This is a genomic window from Chryseobacterium sp. 14P4.3.2 (assembly GCF_057799275.1).
Genome location: NZ_JBYOKO010000037.1, coordinates 1 through 5,243, shown reverse-complemented (window position 1 = coordinate 5,243; position 5,243 = coordinate 1). Strand labels below are relative to the sequence as shown.

Here is a 5,243-nt window from a genome sequence, read left to right as displayed (position 1 = left end):
AAAACTTTGAGTGAGTCAGACAAACATACAATGGAGAGTTTGATCCTGGCTCAGGATGAACGCTAGCGGGAGGCCTAACACATGCAAGCCGAGCGGTATTGTTTCTTCGGAAATGAGAGAGCGGCGTACGGGTGCGGAACACGTGTGCAACCTGCCTTTATCTGGGGGATAGCCTTTCGAAAGGAAGATTAATACCCCATAATATAAGAGACGGCATCGTTTTTTATTGAAAACTCCGGTGGATAGAGATGGGCACGCGCAAGATTAGATAGTTGGTGAGGTAACGGCTCACCAAGTCAACGATCTTTAGGGGGCCTGAGAGGGTGATCCCCCACACTGGTACTGAGACACGGACCAGACTCCTACGGGAGGCAGCAGTGAGGAATATTGGACAATGGGTGAGAGCCTGATCCAGCCATCCCGCGTGAAGGACGACTGCCCTATGGGTTGTAAACTTCTTTTGTATAGGGATAAACCTAGATACGTGTATCTAGCTGAAGGTACTATACGAATAAGCACCGGCTAACTCCGTGCCAGCAGCCGCGGTAATACGGAGGGTGCAAGCGTTATCCGGATTTATTGGGTTTAAAGGGTCCGTAGGCGGATCTGTAAGTCAGTGGTGAAATCTCACAGCTTAACTGTGAAACTGCCATTGATACTGCAGGTCTTGAGTGTTGTTGAAGTAGCTGGAATAAGTAGTGTAGCGGTGAAATGCATAGATATTACTTAGAACACCAATTGCGAAGGCAGGTTACTAAGCAACAACTGACGCTGATGGACGAAAGCGTGGGGAGCGAACAGGATTAGATACCCTGGTAGTCCACGCCGTAAACGATGCTAACTCGTTTTTGGATTTTCGGATTCAGAGACTAAGCGAAAGTGATAAGTTAGCCACCTGGGGAGTACGTTCGCAAGAATGAAACTCAAAGGAATTGACGGGGGCCCGCACAAGCGGTGGATTATGTGGTTTAATTCGATGATACGCGAGGAACCTTACCAAGGCTTAAATGGGAAATGACAGGTTTAGAAATAGACTTTTCTTCGGACATTTTTCAAGGTGCTGCATGGTTGTCGTCAGCTCGTGCCGTGAGGTGTTAGGTTAAGTCCTGCAACGAGCGCAACCCCTGTCACTAGTTGCCATCATTAAGTTGGGGACTCTAGTGAGACTGCCTACGCAAGTAGAGAGGAAGGTGGGGATGACGTCAAATCATCACGGCCCTTACGCCTTGGGCCACACACGTAATACAATGGCCAGTACAGAGGGCAGCTACACAGCGATGTGATGCAAATCTCGAAAGCTGGTCTCAGTTCGGATTGGAGTCTGCAACTCGACTCTATGAAGCTGGAATCGCTAGTAATCGCGCATCAGCCATGGCGCGGTGAATACGTTCCCGGGCCTTGTACACACCGCCCGTCAAGCCATGGAAGTCTGGGGTACCTGAAGTCGGTGACCGTAACAGGAGCTGCCTAGGGTAAAACAGGTAACTAGGGCTAAGTCGTAACAAGGTAGCCGTACCGGAAGGTGCGGCTGGAACATCTCATTTTAGAGCGTCTTTAGACGATAAACAAAATTAGTATCGCAAGATACATGCACTTACTTAAAGAGAAGCTTTAGTTTTTTATTTGGTTGCTATATATATAATAATACAAAACCCACTAGAAATTAGTATAGGGATTGAGAGAGACAAGGATGAAGATAAAAGAGTCAGTTAATCTGGTATCTGTTATCTGAATTTAGTCTAACAGACAGTCTCGTAGCTCAGCTGGTTAGAGCGCTACACTGATAATGTAGAGGTCGGCAGTTCGAGCCTGCCCGAGACTACTAATTAAAAAGACGGGAAGATGAAAGAGCCAAGAGGCGAGATGTAAATCTTGAATCTAGCATCTTTAATCTCTTAGTCTACTAGAGGGGGAATTAGCTCAGCTGGCTAGAGCGCCTGCCTTGCACGCAGGAGGTCAAGGGTTCGACTCCCTTATTCTCCACAGTTTTGGATGACTGATTTAAAAGTTACGAATGGAGCCAAAAACAACATTTGTTCATCAGTTTGAAGAGAAGACATTAAGATCATTGACATTAACGGTAAAGACATCACAAAGAGATAACCGAGCACTTTCGAGTGCCGAGTTTATAAAAATATCGATAAATTTAATTTATCAAAAAATACTGAACTAATATAATTATTAGGAAAGAAATCGTTAAGGGCGTATGGCGGATGCCTAGGCTTTCAGAGGCGACGAAGGACGTGGTAAGCTGCGAAAAGCTGCGGGGATTGGCACACACGAATTGATCCGCAGATGTCCGAATGGGGCAACCCGGCTGGTTGAAGACCAGTCACCTCGTAAGAGGAGCAAACCCGGAGAACTGAAACATCTAAGTACCCGGAGGAAAAGAAATCGAAGAGATTCCGTAAGTAGTGGCGAGCGAAAGCGGATTAGCCCAAAAGCTGATATATGTTTAATAGAATGTTCTGGAAAGAACAGCCGTAGCGGGTGATAGCCCCGTATATGAAAGGCATATTTGAGTGATAAATGAGTAGGGCGGGACACGTGAAATCCTGTCTGAATATGGGGGGACCATCCTCCAAGGCTAAATACTCCTGAAAGACCGATAGTGAACAAGTACTGTGAAGGAAAGGTGAAAAGCACTTCGAATAGAAGGGTGAAATAGAACCTGAAACCGTACGCCTACAAGCGGTCGGAGCACCTATATGGTGTGACGGCGTGCCTTTTGCATAATGAGCCTACGAGTTAATTTTACTAGCGAGGTTAAGGTATTAAGTACCGGAGCCGGAGCGAAAGCGAGTCTGAATAGGGCGTATAGTTAGTAGGATTAGACGCGAAACCTTGTGATCTACCCATGGGCAGGTTGAAGCTCTGGTAACACAGAGTGGAGGACCGAACCGGTTGACGTTGAAAAGTCTTCGGATGACCTGTGGGTAGGGGTGAAAGGCCAATCAAACTGGGAGATAGCTCGTACTCTCCGAAATGCATTTAGGTGCAGCGTCGATGTTAAGTTTATTAGAGGTAGAGCTACTGATTGGATGCGGGGGAGTCAAATCCTACCAATTCCTGACAAACTCCGAATGCTAATAAATGTTCGTCGGCAGTGAGGGCATGGGTGCTAAGGTCCATGTCCGAGAGGGAAAGAACCCAGACCAACAGCTAAGGTCCCCAAATATATGTTAAGTTGAAGCAACGCGGTTGGACTGCATTGACAGCTAGGATGTTGGCTTGGAAGCAGCCATTCATTTAAAGAGTGCGTAACAGCTCACTAGTCGAGCGGTCCGGCATGGATAATAATCGGGCATAAACATATTACCGAAGCTATGGATTTGTATTTATATACATCTGGTAGGAGAGCATTCTATTTGCGCCGAAGCAGTACTGTGAGGTATTGTGGAGCGGATAGAAAAGAAAATGTAGGCATAAGTAACGATAAAGCGGGCGAGAAACCCGCTCACCGAAAGACTAAGGTTTCCTCAGCCATGCTAATCAGCTGAGGGTTAGTCGGGACCTAACGCGAACCCGAAAGGGGTAGTGGATGGACAATGGGTTAATATTCCCATACTTGCTCACACTAAAAAGGGGACGGAGTGCCGTACTTACTGGAGACTGACGGAATAGTCAAGGCCTAGCCTTCGGGCGAAGCTGCTGTAGGGAAAGTGCTTCCAAGAAAAGCCGAAGTGAAGCAACCCGTACCAAAACCGACACAGGTAGTCGAGGAGAGAATCCTAAGGTGCTAGAGTGAATCATGGTTAAGGAACTAGGCAAAATAGTCTCGTAACTTCGGGAGAAGAGACGCCATCAGCAATGGTGGCCGCAGTAAAGAGGCCCAGGCGACTGTTTATCAAAAACACAGGACTCTGCAAAATCGAAAGATGCAGTATAGGGTCTGACACCTGCCCGGTGCTGGAAGGTTAAGGAAGGTGCTTAGGGTTAAACCGAAGGCATTAACTGAAGCCCCAGTAAACGGCGGCCGTAACTATAACGGTCCTAAGGTAGCGAAATTCCTTGTCGGGTAAGTTCCGACCTGCACGAATGGTGTAACGATCTGGGCACTGTCTCAACCATGAGCTCTGTGAAATTGTAGTCTCGGTGAAGATGCCGAGTACCCGCAATGGGACGAAAAGACCCTGTGAACCTTTACTATAACTTCGTATTGACTTTGAGTAAGTAATGTGTAGGATAGGTGGGAGGCTTTGAAGCAGGCACGCTAGTGTTTGTGGAGCCAACGTTGAAATACCACCCTTTACTTACTTGGAGCCTAACTTCTGTATGGAAGGACATTGCGTGGTGGGTAGTTTGACTGGGGTGGTCGCCTCCAAAAGAGTAACGGAGGCTTTCAAAGGTACCCTCAGCACGCTTGGTAACCGTGCGTAGAGTGTAATGGCATAAGGGTGCTTGACTGTGAGACCTACAAGTCGATCAGGTGCGAAAGCAGGACATAGTGATCCGGTGGTTCCGTATGGAAGGGCCATCGCTCATAGGATAAAAGGTACTCCGGGGATAACAGGCTAGTCTCCCCCAAGAGCTCACATCGACGGGGAGGTTCGGCACCTCGATGTCGGCTCGTCACATCCTGGGGCTGGAGAAGGTCCCAAGGGTTGGGCTGTTCGCCCATTAAAGTGGCACGCGAGCTGGGTTCAGAACGTCGTGAGACAGTTCGGTCTCTATCTATTGCGGGCGTTAGATGTTTGAGAGGGCTTGATTCTAGTACGAGAGGACCGAATTGAACAAACCTCTGGTGTATCAGTTGTACCGCCAGGTGCACTGCTGAGTAGCTACGTTTGGAAGAGATAAGCACTGAAAGCATATAAGTGCGAAACTCGCCTCAAGATGAGACATCTTTTAAGGGTCGTTGGAGATGACGACGTTGATAGGCTATAGGTGTAAAGACAGTAATGTCATAGCCAAGTAGTACTAATTACCCGTAGATTTATAGCCTAATATGGCGCACGGAAGTGCAGCAAGGTTACCTCTTTGTGAAAGTTTTTATCGATAAACCAGGTAGCAGATGTTGGCTATTAGGAAGCAGGATAAGCCTGCAGCCTTTTACCTCTAACCTGCAACCTTATATACCTTCTTTAGGGTGGTTTTAGCGGTGGGGCTCACCTGTTCCCATTCCGAACACAGAAGTTAAGCCCACCAGCTCCGATGGTACTGCGAAAGCGGGAGAGTAGGTCGCCGCCAGTTTTTATTTTATTTTTAAAAATCCTTTATCATAACGATAAAGGATTTTTTTT

General features: G+C 47.3%; 2 tRNA genes and 3 rRNA genes. All 5 read left to right on the top strand.

The annotated features are described in order from the left end of the window. Positions 1–27: 27 nt before the first annotated feature. The 5 genes from AC27VX_RS23475 to rrf all read left to right on the top strand — a co-directional run bounded on the left by AC27VX_RS23475 (position 28) and on the right by rrf (position 5,193). A 16S ribosomal RNA gene (locus tag AC27VX_RS23475) occupies positions 28–1,544 on the top strand. 204 nt (positions 1,545–1,748) lie between these two features. Continuing rightward, positions 1,749–1,822 (top strand) — tRNA-Ile (locus AC27VX_RS23470). 87 nt (positions 1,823–1,909) lie between these two features. Continuing rightward, positions 1,910–1,983, top strand: a tRNA-Ala gene (locus AC27VX_RS23465). A 203-nt stretch (positions 1,984–2,186) separates the two neighbouring features. After that, positions 2,187–4,944, top strand: a 23S ribosomal RNA gene (locus AC27VX_RS23460). 141 nt (positions 4,945–5,085) lie between these two features. Next, positions 5,086–5,193, top strand: a 5S ribosomal RNA gene (gene rrf / locus AC27VX_RS23455). Together the 16S, 23S and 5S rRNA genes with 2 tRNA genes alongside form the textbook arrangement of a ribosomal RNA operon. The last annotated feature ends 50 nt before the right edge of the window (positions 5,194–5,243 follow it).